Source organism: Bradyrhizobium yuanmingense, from assembly GCF_029167105.1.
GTDB lineage: Bacteria > Pseudomonadota > Alphaproteobacteria > Rhizobiales > Xanthobacteraceae > Bradyrhizobium > Bradyrhizobium yuanmingense_A.
The window spans coordinates 1-16,540 of sequence record NZ_JARFML010000049.1 but is presented as its reverse complement, the minus strand read 5'-3'; the positions used below and the strand labels follow the sequence as shown (position 1 = coordinate 16,540).

The window sequence follows — 16,540 nt, the reverse complement described above, 5'->3', positions numbered from 1 at the left end:
ATCGACTCCAATAAGCTTAGCGGCGATGTTTCGGTCCTGCTCAAGGACCTGCCAAAAGATGAACGCGCGAAAGCGCGCGATGACCTGACGGGCTACTTCCGCAATCCCGATGACCCGAAGGCTGGGCAGAAGCTTGACGAGACATTGAACGACATCAAGACCAAGCATCCTGAGAAGGCCGGTCAGGTTAATCAACTGCAAAAGACAATGAAGCGCCAGCAGGGTGCGGAGCAGCAGGCGGTCAATCAGGCAGAGCAGGCTCAGGCGCAAACCGCAAGTGCGCAAGCGGCGAAGAGCGAAGCCTACAACGCGCTCAACGGCCCGCCTGCGGAGTCCGCCGCGCGTTCAGTCGCGGCGGCACCGGCACCTTAGTGATCCTGCAGGGCGGATCAGTTAATCCCCGTTCGTCCTCTTGGTAGCGCCCGCACCTCGCGTTGCATGAACTCATAAGCCGCGACGCGATCGGCATACATCAGCTCCATGTCAACGATGAGCAGCTTGAGATTGCCGGCGCCGAGCTGGGCGCGGATGGCGCCACCGCATCCCCATTGCGCCTTAGCCTGGCGCACGCTCTCAGGGTCATACGCGGAGACGTTGTGAAAGCCCGGCCACATGCAGCCGCGCAGATGCGGCGCATTCTCTGCCATGCGATGATTGACGGCTCGGCCCGCACTGAAGACCTGCACCAGCGTGAAGGAATAAGGCGGCGCTTCCGAAAGCTGGGTAGGCTGTCCGTTTGGCGCATAACGCCTCAGGAGCGATTGTCTCGCCTCGTTGAAGTCGAGCCGCCCGCCATAGGAAATCTCACGTTCGATGGCATAGAGGCGGGCACCCGAGACCGGACTCGTGAAGTCGAGTGTTGTCTTCTCCTTCGCGCCGTCGCTTGACTGGTGCCGGAAGGACAGGCTGCGGACGAAAGGCCCGCTGCGTACATTCTCGACGGGCGGCGTGCGCTCGGGCGTTTCCGAAGGTTCGGCGCCGTATTCCTTGACGATCACCTCGCGCGCTTCGTTGAGCCGCATGCCAATGCGAAACGGCCCGGTGCCGCTAATGTCGCCCTTCGACAGGCCGATCGGGTCTGAGCCCGCATCCGCAAGTGTCAGCTCAAGCTCCCGCGTTTGCGCGAAGCTGCGGCCTGACATGCCGACCGTGGAGCCTGCCAACAAACCAAGCACATGGCGGCGGGAGAGCAATGACATGGTTCTTCTCACGATATGAGAGGCACGAAGGGAGGCGGCACAAGCCGCCTCCGCACTGCTCGGCGCCCAGCCTACGAGCCGCTCTTCTGCTGTTCGCTTTTGTATTGGTCATAGCCTGCTTGACCTCATTCGAGCGGTTGGCGTTGTTATGGTCGTAGCTCGGCGAGCCTCGTCCGCCGCCAGCCTCACTCCGGCCCTGCTGGTTACCGTTGCTGTTGTCGCTCATAGCCGTTCTCCTGTATTGGCGCGGATCATCCGCGCCGTGGGTTGCCGCCCCCATCTCATCGTCCCCCGGCCGCAGCCGCGGGCTTGAATCCCTTGCTGCTGGCGAGCGGGCACACATTGTCATCGTTGATCGGGCCACCGGCCTCTAGGAGAATCGCTTCCCGCGTCCACTTGCCGGCGCCGACGCCCGCGAGCAGGAAATCGGCGCAAGCCTTGTGATCCATAGCGGCCGCGGATTGTGCGCGCGATTGGGCTGAACGCCGCTCCGCATCTTTGATGCGCTCCGTCGAGCGCCGCATGTATTCGTTATATTCGCACTGGACGGCCGAGGCGTCATCGCCGCGCTGGCGGTACTTCTCGCATGCAGGTGTAGGCTGTCCCTGGGGTCCCTGCTGCCCGATGGCGGGCGAGCAAATCGAGGCAATCAGAACAAAGGCGAGCGCTGCTGCAAGCCCGCGGCTGAAACAGTTTTGCTCATTCTGTTACACTCCGCTGAAAGCGCGGCAATTCGGTCACAGGCCGCAGGACTTTAAGGTGCGGCCATCGCGCGGGTTCCGTAGATCATTCAGAATGCAGGCGATTTTCGATGCAACAGAATGAGCAATACGGATACACGACAAAATAACAGCAAACCCGCTGAGCGAGGCGCAGAGTCGCAGCTCTATGCCGGTCCCGAGCGCAAATATCTCAACCGAGATGAGCGACAGCGTGTGCTCGCCGCAATGGAAACGCTGGAGCCCGAGCAATCCTTGTTCGCGCTCGTGCTCGCCTGGACGGGGGCCCGCATCAGCGAAGTGCTCGCGCTGACGCCCAGCTCATTTCAATTGGAGAGCGGTGTCGTGACGATCATCACGCTGAAGCGGCGCAAGCATGTCGTGCGCGAGGTGCCGATTCCTCCAGACCTGTCCGAACGACTTGAGGTAACATTCTCGCTGCGACGCTTGCAGGAAGGTGCCGACGCGATGCGCCGGCTATGGCAATGGTGCCGCGTGACCGCGTGGCGCCTCATCAAAAAGGTGATGGCGATAGCCCGGGTCTTCGGTCGACGCGCATGCCCGCGTGGCCTGCGCCATGCTTTCGGCATCGGCACGCTTCAATCGGGTGTACCGCTCACGCTCATCCAGCGATGGATGGGCCATGCCCGGCTGAGCACAACGGCGATCTATGCCGCCGTATGCGGGCCGGAGGAGATCAGCTTCGCAAAGCGGTTCTGGTATCCAGCGACGGGGTAAGGAGACGTGCCGAAAGGGCGTTGACAACCATGCGTTGCCACCGCAATTATTGGGGCAGATCATGCTCCCGACGGCACTGACCTCGCTCGGTCCTTCAGTAACGGAGCCACGTATGAGCGATCCCGGGACTAAAAATTTCGCCTACGACGATCACGTCGACCTCGATGACCTTGAGACGAAGATTGTTGAGAACCAGAATGTCGAGGCCTCCCTTCAATCCGGGCGCTCGGCTCTCTATCAGCTAACGAAGATGTGGGCCTTCACCGCTCCTATGGCGCTGGTGGGCGCTGTCGCGTGCGCCTGGGTGTTGTTTAACTCGTTTCGCAGCGCGCCTCGAGCCACTCTATCGGAGGCCGAACACACGCTCTTCGCTCTTGGATTCTCTGGAAGTGTCCTGTTGCTCCTCTTGAGCGTCAACGAGGTCTTTCGTTTCACGAGCTGTCTCGCCAAGGTCAACATCGCTCTTGCGGCCAATGCGGCCGGTGTGAAAGCCGCGATGGACTTCCTGTCTTCCGCCCGCGAACGAGCGAAGCCATGAAGAATAAGCCCATCTCGGCGAGATTGAGCACATTAGATGGCCTTACACGCACCTGCGCTAAGGCGCTCAAGGAGATCATCGTCGTGATGGCGGAAGCCGACCGCGCCAGGCTTGGCGCAATCTACGGCGGGATCGGATTCTTCTCTGGCGCGGCGGCAGCCTGGGTTGGCTGCTCCGGTCTATCGCTCGCCGAAACGCCGGCCATTGTTTCGGCTGCCGCTGCGGCATGCGGCCTCACTGGCTTACGACTGTCTTATAGCAAAGCCGACATCGCGTTGAAAAAGCGGAAGGCGCTGATCGGCGAAGCGATTGACATGCGCAATGACGAGGTCCGACACCTCGACGATCGCATCAAGAAAAGCCGCCTCGGCCGCTCAAGCGATCTTCCGTTCCTGGAATACAAACGAACGGCGTTGCTGCTGGCGTCGAATGAGCAACTGCTTCTCTGGGCCGGCCTCGCTGGTCCACGCGACGTGAACGTCGAGCCGCTACAATTGGCACCGCCGCAGGAGCGGCTCTTACTCGCTCTGCCGGCGCCAGCAGCTCTTCAGCCAGGAATTCCTCTACCAGCTCTCAAGGGAGCGCCGGCCACGGTGGGCGCTTCACGCGGCTAGACCAGCGCAGGCATCTTCTTCACGTACTCTATGCGCCTTAAGACAGCGGGATGGGACGGGTAACGGGCATCGCTATGTCCTGCTCACGCACACGATCATGTGTCCAGAGGGCAATGGGCAGATCGCGCTCGGAGCACGCGGACGACTCGACGCGTCGTGTATCAATAATTCGATCAGTTTGCGCCCGGTGAAGTGACAGCCCATGCTGCCGTGTCCGGCGTAAGCACATAGATTTTCTTGCGCACAGAGAAACGATTTCCGGAATCCCTTTTGCCCTTGCCAACCGCACCGTGATCAAACAGCTAGACTGTAGAACAACTCAAGAGGCCCGATGCTATTTCTGAACTTGCCCGACCAACCTGCTCAGCGGAAGACGATCGATGCCGATGTTGGGAGAGTAAAGTGAACAATCATAAGTTAAGATGGGTAAAGCTACTAATCTTTGCGGCTGTTGCCGCTCTGGCGCTCTATGGCAATTAGCACAATGGAGGCTTTTAGCGCGCCATCCATTTTCAACACTCAGCATCACCAAGCTATCAAGTATATTGCTTTATCGCCGCGCGGTGATCGCGTCGTCTTTGGGTTCTGCTCCGCGGAGAACTGCGAAAGTGGCATTCTCAACGTATCAGCCGACAATTCACCTCATTCCTAATCGACCCAACCGACAATTCTATCATCCCCGATTCACGCCTGGCGGCAATTCTATTATTGCTATGCAAGAAACAAACTCTGATCCTTCTTCCCGCCGAAACTGGGCAGTTTCGGGTTTTGCCCAATCGGTGGAACCACTGCGATGAGAGCTTGGTCGGGGCTAAGCGCGGGGCCGGACACCGTGTTCCTGGCCAAGAAGCCTGCGAATTGGCCGAATCCGGGGTGGGGCCTCGCCGGCGAATGAGATCCGCTACGCCGCCACCTCATCAAACTTTTAGGGCAACTGTTGCAAAATAGTAGCAGACTCTTGCAATTCAGGGTTACATACTCGCTTAGAGTTTATTGACATTATTGTTCGCTTTGCTCCTAGTAGAGCTTTCCGATGTTAAATTTGCGGGTTGGCGTCATCGCGATTGCATTGTGTTTCGCTGGTTGTGCGATCCATCCGTTGCCCGAGGATTTTTCGGGCGTCCCCACGGATGTGATTGTTCAACAGAATCGGTGCGAAACTCGACAGGCTATCATCGATTCGGCACTGGGGTGGCTGACCTCCGAAGGCAATCTGCATGAGGGGCGTGTCGATCTCGCTTCTCATCAAGTCGGGCTTCAATTCTTAAGAGGGCGTCCCATCCAACAGTTTCGTCCAGAGCTGTTTAGAGGGCGCGTCCGGCACATTGTGCAGCTTTTCTTTGACACCGGCGTCGCCTATAGTTTTCAGCTCCAGATGATCGAGAACAACGACGTATCGGCTGGCGGTAATCTGGTTTGGCCGCCGCCACCGTTTCCGAGGCTGGACGCGGGCCTGAGCGCTGCGATAGCGCGGCAACGAGGTAATCTCCGCACTTTCGCGAGTACCGACACATTCTCGAGCCTTATCAAGCTACCTGATGACTATTGCGATGGTCGTCTCGTGGAAAAGAACTACCTGTATCCCATAGCCGGCAAGATCGGTTCGAAGAAGCTTGTCCAAGACTTCATCAACCTCTCGCTGTTTCAGAATCTTGGCGGCGGGCCTCCTACGTTGTCCGATCAACTAGAATTCGAGACAATCCTTTCCGCTTCTACGACCCCTAAGCTCACTTTTGCACCGGTTAGAAGCGGCCTAGGAGTTGCGGACGTCTCATTTACTGGGGGGGTAAAGCGCACGGATCGGCACAAGCTGACGATGGCGTTGGCCGTTGCAGGGCCTGGAGCGAGACTGTTGTCGGAGGTCCGCAATCAGGTCTTCTATACCCCGCTCGTTAGCGCACGACCGAAGACTTCCTCGGAAGCCGCTGCGGTCGAGGCGGTCAACCAAGTGCTCACACTTCAATTGTTCAGGCCAACTATCAACGTGACGTTTTAGTCAAATAGAGGTGCCGCCATGGCGAAGAAAGCGCCCGCTCGGAACATGAAGGCGAAAGTGGTTTCAAAAGCAAAAGCCGGGATGGCTAAGAAGGTTCGTTCGAGGACGCCGAAGCCGCCGGCACAACTTTTGGAGGCCGACGCCTCAGTGATCATGACAATCCAAGATGTTGCTAGCGCCTTCCAACTCCTAGCAGAGCGGGGGCTTCTGGCTAAATTTATCAGGGCCGCAAAGAGAGAGCTTGGATCTCGAGAGCATCCGGAGGAACAGCTCGTCAACATCGGCGCCGCGACAGTCAACTTTGTGAAGGTATTTCTGAGGAAGGAGGGTGTGCATGACAATCCAATTGGCAGGCACATCATCGTAGCAACGCCGCCGCAGCAATCAACAGAGATGGTGGAAGCCGCAGCCGCGTCGGGGGGGCGAAATCGCTTCAAGTGCGATTTCGGCCGCGCTGGCTGATGAGATTTTTCGGATAGCGAACACCATTCTTGGAAGACGGTAAGAGCGTCCCATGCCAACGAAGAAGAAAGCAAAACCGAAGGTTTCCGTGGAGCGTAAGACTGCGAACCAAAGTGCAGACGCCGTTCCCGCCGACGCACGAGGCTCGACGCCCGCAGGTTTGAGCAGGATCCAGATCGGAAATCGGGATATTTCGGGGCGCGTCAGCGCGTTAGGGAAGCGCAAGCTGGATGTTCTCCCGGATATGCCTGATATTCGCGATAGAGTTTACCAACCAAGCCTACGTGCGCTTCATCCGGCGATTTTTCCGCGGATATCATTCGGCGTGCGGGATCAAGGATCGGATTCAAGCTGCACAGGCTTTTCTCTCGCTCACGTTATCGACGTCCTCCAATTTCGGGAATTGGGCCCGGACAGCCCCAAGCGGGTCAGTCCGCGTATGCTGTACGAGATGGCAAAAAGGAACGATGAATGGACGGGCAGCGCCTACGAGGGCTCCAGCATTCGCGGAGCTATCAAAGGCTTCCATCGGAATGGTGTTTGCAGTGAAGCGACTGCTCCGGACACACCAGGTATCAAGGACTGGGCTCTAACATATGAAATGGCGAAGGAGGCACGGGAGACGCGTCTCGGAGCATATTTCCGCCTGCAGCCCGACATCAGTGATTATCATTCGGCAATCAATGAAGCGGGCGTGATCTACGCGTCTGCGCAAATTCATAGCAACTGGGACACGCCCCAAGATGGTAAGATCGCCCCTCGTGGTAAGAACGTTGGAGGACATGCTTTCGCGATTGTGGGTTACAATGAAAGCGGCTTCTGGGTGCTGAACTCTTGGGGCGCCGCTTGGGGTATCTCCGGCATTGCACATTGGGCTTACGAGGATTGGGCGGCTACAGTCATGGATGCCTGGGTGCTGCAACTCGGCGTCCGGGCACCTAACGCTTTTGGTGCGACCCCACGAGCCAGCCTTTCGACCACAGCCAAGATTTTTACATTCAACGATCCGCATAGAGCAGACATCGTCGGCCATTTTATTAACGTGGATGATGGGCGGTTGGTGACTGACGGAAAGTATGGATCGCCCACAACGGTAGAACTAAAGGAAACTGTATCACGCCTGACTGATCCCAAGTCGAACGGTGGCAACGGGTACGACAACCTTGTGATCTACGTGCACGGCGGGCTAACTTCCTTAGCTGACGAGGCCAAGCGCATTGCCACATGGAAGCGGCACGGGATCTTTAGCCGAAACAAGCTCTACAATTTTCACGTGATGTGGGGCTCAGGACTCATCGATGAGATCTTCGGCAGGATGTCTGACTCTCCTACGGCCGGAAGAATGGGAAGTGGTGCTTTCGACTGGCTTTTCGAGGCTGGCATGGGAAAGGAACTCGGGACGTACGCTTGGCGCAACATGAAGCAAGATGCACGGGTTGCATTCGACACCACCGAAGAGTACGGCGGCGCAATCAAAGGGCTATCTCCACTTCTGCGCGGTCTTGATCAATCTGCTAGACGCCCAAAACTACATTTTGTTGGTCACAGCGCGGGGGCAATCGTGATCGGCCATCTGCTCACGGCGTTTTCACGCTTCAAGATCAGCAACCTGCAAGTCGGAAGTATTCACCTCATGGCTCCGGCGTGCACCACAGACTTCTTCAAGGAGCATTACGGTCCCTATCTTAGCGGCAAGGCGGCGACCAAGCTCAAGGACAAGGTTTACTTATACAATCTTACGGATGAGCTGGAGCTCGATGACACGGTTTCTTCCAACGTGCCGCTCGTGCCATCGTATAGCCATTCCTTGCTATATCTCGTATCGAGGGCATACGAAGAATCACCGCAGGCGCCCCTGGCCGGCATGCAGAAATACCTGGACTTGTTGCCTAAGTCCGGCAAACTTTCGATTGCGTTCTCTCAATCAGGAGGGAGCAGTGAATCCCGCACACACGGGGGCTTTGACAACGACGTCGCTACTATGACCTCAATCTTGCGGGGCATCGCCGGCGGTACTATTGCGTTTCCGCCGACGGCCGACGAACTGACAGGCTACTGAAGAGTCAGCGTAGCCCCAGTAGTTGGCATTGTAGCATGATGTGTTGGGCGGACGAGGCCGGTCCAGAACGCGCTGTGCTGTTGTCGACCAGCATCCCGTGGCGTGGAGTAAGCCGCCGAGCCTTGGCCAATTCCGTTATCACTCTTTCAGTCGACAATTCGACGACCTCCATTGGCCGCGGCATTTTTGACCGCATTCGACCTGACAGGTAATTGACGGGCGGTCTTCGCGAAGGGCATTGAGGGGGACGTGTAAGCATGTTTGAGGTAGTCGGTTGGTCTATCGTCGTCGCGTTCGTTGCAACGACAATAGCGACGTTGCTCGGGCTTGTCGGTGTCCTCAAGATCGCGCCAACGTACCAAGGACGCTTGTTTACCGTGTTGCTTCTTGAGATCGTCGCAGCCGGTTTTTTTATCTTTCGGCAAGGCTTGAGCCCCGAGCAAGACTACTTTCGCGAGGCGTCCGACCTCTACCAACGAGCTGTAGTTGCGCGGAAGAATAACGATTTTCAAGGTGCAGATCGGTTGCTTGGCCGAATCCTCTCGCTTTCACCGAAGAGCTTGCCTTTCGAAATTCGGCAGGTTTTTCGTGAGCGAGGCAGCCTTGCCTACGAGGAGCAAAACTGGGAGCCTGCTGTCAAATCGTACAGCGTCTACTTTGAAATCCAGCCAGATGATCTGGACGCGCTGGTCCAATACGGCCGGGCTCTGCGTCAAACCAATCGGTACGAACAAGCAATGGCCGTCTACGAAAGGGCCGAAAGGCTCTCGTCTAACAACTACGATGTCCTTAATGGGCTGCAGAACATCACGCGGCGTCTCGGCGTGTCCTTCAATGACGCAGGTAGAGCGGACATCGCGGACACCTACTTTGCCAAGACGCGTGATTACATCACTCGAATGCTGAACGTCACAGGTGAGGCCGACAAGACTGAGCCTCGTTACAGGAGTGCGCTTCTTGCGCGCTCCCGCTTGTACTGGGAGTGGCGTAAGTATCCGGAGGCGATCGCCGTTTATGAAAAGCTGGTTACTGATCTTCCTGACTTCATACCTGCTCAAGAGGATCTTGCAGCCGTCCTACTTGAGGCGGGAGAAAGTCTAGGGGACCAGAAGCGTATTGCAACAGCTAGAGATCGGTACCGGCAGCTTTATGTTGACCGGCCTCAAGGTAGCGATGCGGTGTACAATGGGGCGGGATTTGCGGAGGCTGCTGCGCTCTCTTCCGATACTAGCGACGCCATCGTCGCAGAAGCAGAGAAAGCTGTGCTGCTTTCACTAGCTGAGCTCAAAACGGCAGAGATTGATCCTTATCCGTTCTACGCAGCTGCGGTACTTTTCAAGCGGCTTGGGCAAAACGCCCTGGCGCTAGAGTACCTTCGCTCCGCCGTGCGGTATGAAAGACGCCGAGCGTCCGACCCGTTCAAGTTTGATCACGTACGTCTCATCAAGTATGAGCTCCTCCTTCAGCGCTGGCAGTTCGGTGGCTGATGGCATGACGATCGATGATAATCGTCGTCTCCCTCCGGTGACGGCCGCCTTGTCAGGTTAAGACGAGTGCTGTGTAACAGCCCTTATGGACAGCACTAAGTGCAGTGCTCAGGTCGAGCGGTTCGAGGTTGTTGAGACTGGCCGGCGTCGTCGATGGACCGACGATGAGAAGCTCAAGATCGTTCTGAAGCGCCTGCAGAGCCCACGATCTGTCTCATCGACGGCGCGTCGATACGGCATCTCGCGCTCCTTGCTGCTGACTTGGCAGCGATCGTTTGGAGCTCGGAATCGACGGTTTTCCAGTTTCCGTCTTCTTTGACGTTTTCGGCGATAAGATCGAGGTCTCGGTCCCGACAGGTTACAGCCAGTATTTCCTCAACCCCACCATCGCGCTTGCTAATGGTGGCTTCGCTGTAACCTGGACCGACCCCGATGGATTGTCTGGCGATGCCAGCGGTACGGCCATCCTCGCGCAGGCGTTCAATGCGGCCGGCGAGAAAATCGGCGGCGAATTTCTGGTCAACACGAATACGAACGGCCATCAGGTCAACCCTTCCATCACGGCACTGGCGGATGGCGGCTTCGCCATCAGCTGGCAGGATGGTGATCAATATGGCTTCGTCCCCGGCAGCAGTACGCTGGGCGACAGCAGCGGCGCCAGCATCAAGGTTCAGGTCTTCGGCATCAGCGCTGATAATATTGTTGAAGGCACGGCCGGCACCGATACCTTTATCGGCTCGGGCATCGCGACGATGTCTGGTAACGGCGGCAATGACACATTCATCTTCCGCAGCGGTCAGGCCGATGGTGACACGATTGCCGACTTCATCGGCAATGGAGCATCGTCAGGAGACATGCTGATCTTCAAAGGCTTCGGAACCAGCGGCGAAGGCGCAACCTTCACGCAGGTCTCAGAATTCATTCCGGCCTCGACGGGCATGACGAGTTCATCATCCTCGCCAACAACACTTCCATCCACGCCAGCGATTTCCTGTTCGCCTAGCGCCGTCCTTGCCCTTGCAATGCTTGTGAGTTGCAAAGCTAGTGAGTTATTGGTGGCCCGCCATAGAATGCGCTCACGTAATCGCGCCCTTGATCTAGGGCACTTTGGCCGATTTCAGCCCTAAACCCTCTTTTTTCTAGGGTATTATTTAGTGCACTGTTGCTGTCGCGATAAGGAAAGTGCTAATTAGTCTGAAAAATCAAGCTGTTATTTTTAAGTCATCAATCTGATTGTCAGGCTCATAACCTGAAGGTCATAGGTTCAAGCCATCCAGAGCCCCGGCCTCCGGAAGGAAGTCGGGGTTTTTCTTGCCTGCCGCAAAGCGCAGGATCCCAGCCAGGTCGCCCCGCAACACGATCGCGAGCTCTTCGCCATCGGGGACGAGTGTTACCTGGTCGACCAACCCGCGCAAAACCTCCGCCGCTTCGGCTCTCCCGTCTTCACCTTGCAGGCTCTATGCACGCATCTCATGGAACCCGAGCTGTTCAAGGAATTCTGCCAAGAGTTTACCCCGGAGGTGAATCGGCTGAGGATCGAGCGCGGGGCCGATATCGAGGAGCAAAGGCGTGAACTCGAGCGTACTGACCGCGAGCTGGATAAAGCGGTTCAAGCTATCCTTGACGGCGTACCGGGAACAAAGCTGAAGGACAAAATAGGCGCCCTGGAAGCACGCAAGGTCGAGTTGGTCGACCTCCTGGCGAACGCAGCGGAGCCGCCGCCCCTCCTTCACCCGAATATGGCGGAGCCATGACGCAACCTCGGCTCGCCCGACAGTCCGAGCTACGTCTGCTAAGCGAAAGTAGCATCCTCAGGTGAGGCACTACGGGGTCAAATTTGCAAACGATGACGTTATTGCGTCAGCACTCGGGGCCACGAAAGCTCCGTTCTTGTCGAGCTCTCGTAACCAAGATTCGGAGGAGCTGTCATGAGGCAATACGACCTGGATGTCTCGCAAAGAGAGACTTCTGTTTGCGTGTCAACGAGACTGGTCGAGTGATATTTGAAGGAAAGGCCAAGTCTGATCCCGGCGATCTGTCCAAGCTGCTTCCCAACCTGCGCCATTGGCGGATGGTACTGGCTTCGAGACGGGCGCGATGGCAAGCTGGCTTTGGCACGAGCTTCGTAGGGTTGAAGTCCCCATCGTTTGCATCGAGCAAGGCATGCACACGCAGCACTGTCGGTCGCATGAACAAGAGCGATCGGAATGATGCTCGGGGCCTTGCCGAACTGGGTGCGGGTTGGGTGGTATCGAGAAGTCAAAATCCAGAGCGAGGAGAGCCATAATGTTCGAGCGATACTTGTCGCGCAATTCCGCCTTGTGTCCATGCGCCGGATATCGAGAACCAGGACCCCCAGTCTGATGAAGAAATGTGGGTTGCTATTCCCTCGCGCGATTGGCCAACAGTTCTTAACCAGCTCGGGGAGGTATCGGGCGAAGATCATCGACTCCTCAACATGATCGAGCCACTCCTGTCAATTCATGAGCATATCTGCCATCAGCAGATCAAATTCGACGAGGAGGTCCGCCGATTTGGGAAGTCTGACGAGACGACGCCTCGCCTAATGACGGTTCTTGGTGTTGGCCTGGTGACTGCCGTCACCTTCCGCCATACGATCGATCACCCGCCCCTGCGATCGGCCTCGACAGTCAGTCCCTATCTCGGCCTCACACCTCTGCGCAACCAATCTGGCGAAACTGACACTAGTGGCAAGATATCTCGATGGGGCGATTGACTTCTCCAAATCTACCCTGTTTTAGGCAGTGACCGTCCTTCTCTATCGGACCAAGAAATGGTGTTCCCTCAAGGCCTGGGGAACCGCGAAGCGGGTCGATATGAAAAAGGCAAAGGTCGCCATTGCGCAAGCCACGCGCCGGCCTGACATTATTTTGCAAGTTCCTGACCCGGTTCGCCGGGCCCGGCGATGTCCCGCTGGGACGGTGGTCGTGGTGACCTCGGTCAATCGGCTGGTGGCGGCTCGCCCGCACGCCATTGCAAACGATGAGGCACCCGATCCGGACATCATCATGAGGCGCTTGCGACCTTCGGAAAGGACCATGACCCCAGCGGCGCGCAGCTGAGGAGAGTAGGTAATGGCTAATCGGTCCACGACTAGGAGCTGGCTATCGATCTACCAGTCGCGCTCGCCCCGTCTCCGCAACCCAACCCGCTCCAACGGGGCGAGCGCTATCGTCTTGCCGAATGGCTTCAAAAAGAGAATTGGCATCAATCCGCAATCAAAGGGCCGATTGACACAACGATCGCCGACATGGACGCGACTCGCGTTGCTGCTGCGCAGGGGAGCACTTGGCGGTACTGGAGGGGAGCCTGGACGGCCTGACCACGCGCCAGATTGCGGCGGCGAACGGGTGGGCGACGGCAAGTCCAGCGAGCGCAAGGCCGTCGGAGCGCAGGATTTTCACTTTGAAGCGTTGGTTGGCGATGGAGAAAAAGCTCGCGGCCTGACAATGAAATCATGATCCAGCCAAATTGAGACCGAAATCGCCAATCACATCTCCCGCGCCCTAGAGCGGGAGAGATGAGAGACGTGACGAAAGAGCGCCGAAACAGGGGTATTCGCATAGCTGAGATCGTTATTGATGGTTCTCCGATGCGCTGTAAGGTGCGCCATCTCTCGGCTTCCTCCGCAATCGTTCAGACCTTGGATGCGCCTTTTATGCCAGCCGCTTTCGGTCTGCGCATTCCGAGCGTTGGACGTGATTTTTATTGTTCCGTCATCTGGCGTGACGAGCGACGCTTGGGCGTGACATTTCTCAACTGACCGCCAATTTCTTTTGTAGAAAGACGTTCTTACGTTGAACTCGGACGGTATTCAATTGTAGGCAGATTTCTGCCTCGACGCGACGATGCATCACTCGCGCGGGTTCGATCCCCGCGTAACTGGCCGGACTGAGGGCCTTGCGGGACCTCTGTGCGGCTCATTTTTACCACACCCAATCGACATTGTTGATTGAGGAGAAGGATACATGGCGAGGCTCGCCGACGTGCTCGAGCTATCGAGCCACTGGGCTTCGATCCTGCCAGAGCCAAACATGAGCAGATCGTCCTTCCTGTCTCATCCGAAGGCATTGATGGTCAGAACGGCAACAACAAGTGGGACCTCGCTGATGAGAATGCCAAAAACGAGCGTGGGCCAGCGTCATCTTACCCAACTCCTCATCGGCGAAGCCGGCCAAGTTTCCTTTAACAACGCTGCGACTGGCGCCGATCAACAAGGTCTCCGGCGGCCGAATGCTCTCGTCCCGAACGCGCCGATCCGGCGGCCGGGGGGCGGCGCTTCTCCACGCGTGCCACCGTGACCATCGGTCGTACAGACACCCGCGCTCGGCGGGTTTTATGGACGGATCTCTGGGCGCATCGGCAAGGAGAAGGCCGTGACCGCCACGGCCCGCAAAGGCAAGTGGCCATGGATCGCATCCTGCGCTGTTTCGACGAAGTTGTCGAGGAATGATCACCCGCAAATTCCGTGGACGCCATTGCCAATGATAAGGTCCGAACTCGTTGAGCGTATCGCCGGTCGAAATCCGCGCCTTTATGATCGGGTTGAGCTTCGAGGATTCGGAGTGTTTTCTGCCAAGCAACGGCCGGCGCGCATCAGCAGAAATTCCGCGAACGGGCGCGCTCGTGCAAGTCGACGAGAAGCGCTTTCCGCTCTTCAAGGCGAGCAAGGAAATGCACAAACGACTAAACAGTGAATCCGGACCGAAAGACAGCAACTTTGCCGTCCAGGACAGTCTGAGAGCGTCCGGGTAGTCCAGGTGGCAGGGCTGCCGGTGTGGTGAATAAGCAACGTTAATATTGCTTTCGCAAACGCAAGCGCCATTGATCACGCGTCTGGCGGCTCGCGCCGGCTTCATATTGATCGAGCGTCAGCCCCAACTGATGGGGGTATACGGAACTCGACGGCCCCTTCAGTTCTTCCTCAAGGCACAGCGCTTCTCGTTTTGCAGTCTCGCCCAACAGACGATGTCTGCTGCCTAGGCGCAGATCGGCCGCAACTCGCAGCCGAATATTTTCGTAGAGCTTAAGGACGCTCGCGTCACTTAAATCCTGGATGGCCATCGCGACATTCTTCTCAAAGACAGTCACGAAATAAAATGCAGCCGCAGATCAGATCCGCGGCTCTCCGGGAAATAACTCAATAAGACGCAATGTAGTCCAGCCCCGGTGCCGACGCCAGATTGCCTCCTTTATTGAGATTTGTGGAGCATCACGAGGACACGCGCGAGCTGCAGTGCAGGGCGCCCAATCTGGTCGCGCTGCGCACCAAGGACGGCGTCGCTGTCCGGATCTGGTCCGGTCTTCGCTGCGTTTGCGCCCCGATCGCATTCTCCACGCATGGCACCGTGGTTCCCTGGGTGGTGCAGGTCGACAAGCTCGGCGAAGCACAAGCCGTGGCGCCCGCTGCAGCTTCGCGAATGGCTGAAGACGTTGCGGAAGAAGAATGCGTCCGTCGTCTTCGGCGCTGTCTTTCATCCATCGGCGTCCAGCGTCGCGGTCGATATCCGACGCTCCTGCCGTTTCCGCGGTCTGTCACCATCGAACTCATTCGCCGGGCTCTCGGTGCGGTCGAAATCGCCACGTCCTCCTCGATATCAGCTCTGTCCGGCCGAGCGCACCGAGCCACTCATCGAGCGTCGTCGGGCGCTGGAAGCAGATTCTCCGCCCACTCAGCGCTCTCGCCCTCCGTTTCATCGCCTGCGCATGAACGGTTGGTGCGCGCCACGAGCGCAGTCGCTGACGAGATTGCGCGAGTCGCGCTTATGGGCAGGTGGGCATAACCATGACCGCAGGAAGATGACAAAAGTCGTCCGCTTCGATCACGTTGCGCGCAAGAATAGTTTATCCGCCAGAGCCATGAATGAGAGAACGAATTGTTCGCGAGTCGCCGACCGCCGCTCCCACAGTTTGCAGCCGAATGTCTGGTGCCTCATAACGGCTTGCTCAACCATCTCCGCCTCCAGTGGGATCAGCGCACCCCACGCCTCGTCCTCTTCATCGAGGAATCCCGCCACATACATCTGTTGCTCTTCAGCGTCCTCATCGCGAGGGCGGAAAAACGGCCTCCGCGATGCTCGATGTCATTCATCGCTGAAATGGGTCGAAGTTCAGCGAGGCGGCGTTCTGCTGCCGAAGTGCGATCAGCTGGTCCAAAGGCCTGGCTTGCCGACGTCCTCGCCCCTATCACTGCTCGCCGAGATCGCCGGCACCACCGATCGCTTGGTGCTGATCGCAATCTGATGAGGATTGAAGCCGTCCTGCCTGGTCATCAAGCGCGTCAACAAGCCTGCGCTCTCCGAGAGCTTTACTCGACCCAACTCCAACATCTCTACGTGAAATCCGGTTGGCTCGAACAACCCGCCGGCAGCGTATTTCGCCGGCCGCGCGGAACTTTGAGCTGGTGGCAGGTCGTCATATCGCTTCAGACCATTCTCAACTATTCGCCGCTCGTCGTCAGTGGACGCTCTGCACTCGAATTGCAGGGGTAGGCGCGCCGAGCTATCGGCGATGCTTCGACGGGAAAACGAAGACAAAGATTTCAAGAGCTATCCCCCTCGTTGGGCGATCATTGCCCACCTGCTGATTCCGAAGATCTCGCCCGGGTATTCCGATTTGATCTCGCCCAGGATTCCGAGATGATCTCGCCCACCATTCCGATTTGATGTCGCCCGGGGCGCGAGGCGTTCTGGCTGTCTGTTTTCTGG

The 16,540-nt window shown here is 57.5% G+C and carries 18 protein-coding genes and 5 pseudogenes; 19 read left to right on the top strand and 4 right to left on the bottom strand.

What is annotated here, in order from left to right; all coding sequences use genetic code 11:
- Positions 1-144 precede the first annotated feature (144 nt).
- The gene (locus P0R31_RS36980) at positions 145-372 is read left to right on the top strand and encodes a hypothetical protein (protein WP_275519890.1); all 228 of its coding nucleotides are present in this window, start codon (positions 145-147) and stop codon (positions 370-372) included.
- Positions 373-389: 17 nt separating this feature from the next.
- On the opposite strand, the gene P0R31_RS36975 is transcribed toward P0R31_RS36980, so the two are convergent.
- Complete coding sequence (locus P0R31_RS36975; protein WP_275519888.1) at positions 390-1,193, bottom strand: hypothetical protein; 804 nt, start codon at positions 1,191-1,193, stop codon at positions 390-392.
- A 287-nt stretch (positions 1,194-1,480) separates the two neighbouring features.
- Positions 1,481-1,723 (bottom strand): hypothetical protein, encoded by a 243-nt coding sequence (locus tag P0R31_RS36970; RefSeq protein WP_275519886.1) that lies wholly within the window; start codon positions 1,721-1,723, stop codon positions 1,481-1,483.
- Between the two features lie 297 nt (positions 1,724-2,020).
- Between P0R31_RS36970 and P0R31_RS36965 the strand changes: the two genes are divergently transcribed.
- From P0R31_RS36965 to P0R31_RS36925, 9 genes are all read left to right on the top strand, one after another.
- Complete coding sequence (locus P0R31_RS36965; RefSeq protein ID WP_275519884.1) at positions 2,021-2,656, top strand: tyrosine-type recombinase/integrase; 636 nt, start codon at positions 2,021-2,023, stop codon at positions 2,654-2,656.
- Positions 2,657-2,768: 112 nt separating this feature from the next.
- Positions 2,769-3,194 carry a hypothetical protein gene (locus tag P0R31_RS36960; protein WP_275519882.1) on the top strand — a complete coding sequence of 142 codons (426 nt, stop codon included), beginning with the start codon at positions 2,769-2,771 and terminating at the stop codon, positions 3,192-3,194.
- A complete protein-coding gene (locus P0R31_RS36955; RefSeq protein ID WP_275519880.1) occupies positions 3,191-3,808 on the top strand; it encodes a hypothetical protein in 618 nt (205 codons plus the stop codon). Before P0R31_RS36960 ends, P0R31_RS36955 begins: the two co-directional genes overlap by 4 nt.
- 1,033 nt (positions 3,809-4,841) lie before the next feature.
- Positions 4,842-5,804 (top strand): hypothetical protein, encoded by a 963-nt coding sequence (locus P0R31_RS36950; RefSeq protein WP_275519878.1) that lies wholly within the window; start codon positions 4,842-4,844, stop codon positions 5,802-5,804.
- 18 nt (positions 5,805-5,822) lie between these two features.
- Positions 5,823-6,266, top strand: a complete 444-nt coding sequence (locus P0R31_RS36945) for a hypothetical protein (RefSeq protein WP_275519876.1) — start codon at positions 5,823-5,825, stop codon at positions 6,264-6,266.
- Positions 6,267-6,318: 52 nt separating this feature from the next.
- Complete coding sequence (locus P0R31_RS36940; protein ID WP_275519874.1) at positions 6,319-8,325, top strand: C1 family peptidase; 2,007 nt, start codon at positions 6,319-6,321, stop codon at positions 8,323-8,325.
- 257 nt (positions 8,326-8,582) lie between these two features.
- Positions 8,583-9,812: a tetratricopeptide repeat protein gene (locus P0R31_RS36935; RefSeq protein ID WP_275519872.1), complete on the top strand. Its 1,230-nt coding sequence runs from the start codon at positions 8,583-8,585 to the stop codon at positions 9,810-9,812.
- Positions 9,813-9,897: 85 nt separating this feature from the next.
- Complete coding sequence (locus P0R31_RS36930; RefSeq protein WP_275519870.1) at positions 9,898-10,131, top strand: transposase; 234 nt, start codon at positions 9,898-9,900, stop codon at positions 10,129-10,131.
- On the top strand, positions 10,088-10,939 hold the full coding sequence (locus P0R31_RS36925) for a hypothetical protein (RefSeq protein WP_275519868.1): 852 nt from the start codon (positions 10,088-10,090) through the stop codon (positions 10,937-10,939). Before P0R31_RS36930 ends, P0R31_RS36925 begins: the two co-directional genes overlap by 44 nt.
- Positions 10,940-11,068: 129 nt before the next feature.
- On the opposite strand, the gene P0R31_RS36920 is transcribed toward P0R31_RS36925, so the two are convergent.
- Entirely contained in the window at positions 11,069-11,218 is a 150-nt protein-coding gene (locus P0R31_RS36920; protein ID WP_157287204.1) for a hypothetical protein, read from the bottom strand.
- Between the two features lie 66 nt (positions 11,219-11,284).
- Here P0R31_RS36920 and P0R31_RS36915 point away from each other — a divergent pair, with 66 nt between their 5' ends.
- From P0R31_RS36915 to P0R31_RS36890, 6 genes and pseudogenes are all read left to right on the top strand, one after another.
- Complete coding sequence (locus P0R31_RS36915) at positions 11,285-11,566, top strand: hypothetical protein (RefSeq protein ID WP_275519866.1); 282 nt, start codon at positions 11,285-11,287, stop codon at positions 11,564-11,566.
- A 174-nt stretch (positions 11,567-11,740) separates the two neighbouring features.
- A pseudogene (locus tag P0R31_RS41185) lies at positions 11,741-12,679 on the top strand (IS110 family transposase); the annotation flags it as partial.
- A gap of 228 nt (positions 12,680-12,907) precedes the next feature.
- Positions 12,908-13,294 (top strand): hypothetical protein, encoded by a 387-nt coding sequence (locus P0R31_RS36905; protein ID WP_157288105.1) that lies wholly within the window; start codon positions 12,908-12,910, stop codon positions 13,292-13,294.
- A gap of 59 nt (positions 13,295-13,353) precedes the next feature.
- Positions 13,354-13,596, top strand: a complete 243-nt coding sequence (locus P0R31_RS36900; protein ID WP_157288107.1) for a hypothetical protein — start codon at positions 13,354-13,356, stop codon at positions 13,594-13,596.
- A 431-nt stretch (positions 13,597-14,027) separates the two neighbouring features.
- Positions 14,028-14,230, top strand: a pseudogene (locus tag P0R31_RS36895) (IS110 family transposase); the annotation flags it as partial.
- Between the two features lie 87 nt (positions 14,231-14,317).
- Positions 14,318-14,588 (top strand): annotated as a pseudogene (locus P0R31_RS36890) (HU family DNA-binding protein).
- 39 nt (positions 14,589-14,627) lie between these two features.
- Here P0R31_RS36890 and P0R31_RS36885 read toward each other — a convergent pair.
- On the bottom strand, positions 14,628-14,897 hold the full coding sequence (locus P0R31_RS36885) for a hypothetical protein (RefSeq protein WP_275519864.1): 270 nt from the start codon (positions 14,895-14,897) through the stop codon (positions 14,628-14,630).
- A 152-nt stretch (positions 14,898-15,049) separates the two neighbouring features.
- Here P0R31_RS36885 and P0R31_RS36880 point away from each other — a divergent pair.
- The 3 genes and pseudogenes from P0R31_RS36880 to P0R31_RS40920 all read left to right on the top strand — a co-directional run.
- Positions 15,050-15,204 (top strand): annotated as a pseudogene (locus tag P0R31_RS36880) (ATPase, T2SS/T4P/T4SS family); the annotation flags it as partial.
- A pseudogene (locus P0R31_RS36875) lies at positions 15,167-15,265 on the top strand (conjugal transfer protein TrbF); the annotation flags it as partial. The pseudogenes P0R31_RS36880 and P0R31_RS36875, both read left to right, overlap by 38 nt.
- A gap of 648 nt (positions 15,266-15,913) precedes the next feature.
- Positions 15,914-16,324: an AbiEi antitoxin N-terminal domain-containing protein gene (locus P0R31_RS40920; protein WP_338122785.1), complete on the top strand. Its 411-nt coding sequence runs from the start codon at positions 15,914-15,916 to the stop codon at positions 16,322-16,324.
- Positions 16,325-16,540: the final 216 nt, after the last annotated feature.

Bases quoted from the DNA above. Each gene is read 5' to 3' on its own strand.
- P0R31_RS36965 (WP_275519884.1), top strand. From the start codon at position 2,021: ATGAGCAATACGGATACACGACAAAATAACAGCAAACCCGCTGAGCGA.
- P0R31_RS36945 (WP_275519876.1), top strand. From the start codon at position 5,823: ATGGCGAAGAAAGCGCCCGCTCGGAACATGAAGGCGAAAGTGGTTTCA.
- P0R31_RS36885 (WP_275519864.1), bottom strand. From the start codon at position 14,897: ATGGCCATCCAGGATTTAAGTGACGCGAGCGTCCTTAAGCTCTACGAA.
- P0R31_RS36930 (WP_275519870.1), top strand. From the start codon at position 9,898: ATGGACAGCACTAAGTGCAGTGCTCAGGTCGAGCGGTTCGAGGTTGTT.
- P0R31_RS36935 (WP_275519872.1), top strand. From the start codon at position 8,583: ATGTTTGAGGTAGTCGGTTGGTCTATCGTCGTCGCGTTCGTTGCAACG.
- P0R31_RS36905 (WP_157288105.1), top strand. From the start codon at position 12,908: ATGGCTAATCGGTCCACGACTAGGAGCTGGCTATCGATCTACCAGTCG.
- P0R31_RS36955 (WP_275519880.1), top strand. From the start codon at position 3,191: ATGAAGAATAAGCCCATCTCGGCGAGATTGAGCACATTAGATGGCCTT.
- P0R31_RS36900 (WP_157288107.1), top strand. From the start codon at position 13,354: ATGAGAGACGTGACGAAAGAGCGCCGAAACAGGGGTATTCGCATAGCT.
- P0R31_RS36970 (WP_275519886.1), bottom strand. From the start codon at position 1,723: ATGCGGCGCTCGACGGAGCGCATCAAAGATGCGGAGCGGCGTTCAGCC.
- P0R31_RS40920 (WP_338122785.1), top strand. From the start codon at position 15,914: ATGTCATTCATCGCTGAAATGGGTCGAAGTTCAGCGAGGCGGCGTTCT.
- P0R31_RS36950 (WP_275519878.1), top strand. From the start codon at position 4,842: ATGTTAAATTTGCGGGTTGGCGTCATCGCGATTGCATTGTGTTTCGCT.
- P0R31_RS36940 (WP_275519874.1), top strand. From the start codon at position 6,319: ATGCCAACGAAGAAGAAAGCAAAACCGAAGGTTTCCGTGGAGCGTAAG.
- P0R31_RS36960 (WP_275519882.1), top strand. From the start codon at position 2,769: ATGAGCGATCCCGGGACTAAAAATTTCGCCTACGACGATCACGTCGAC.
- P0R31_RS36915 (WP_275519866.1), top strand. From the start codon at position 11,285: ATGGAACCCGAGCTGTTCAAGGAATTCTGCCAAGAGTTTACCCCGGAG.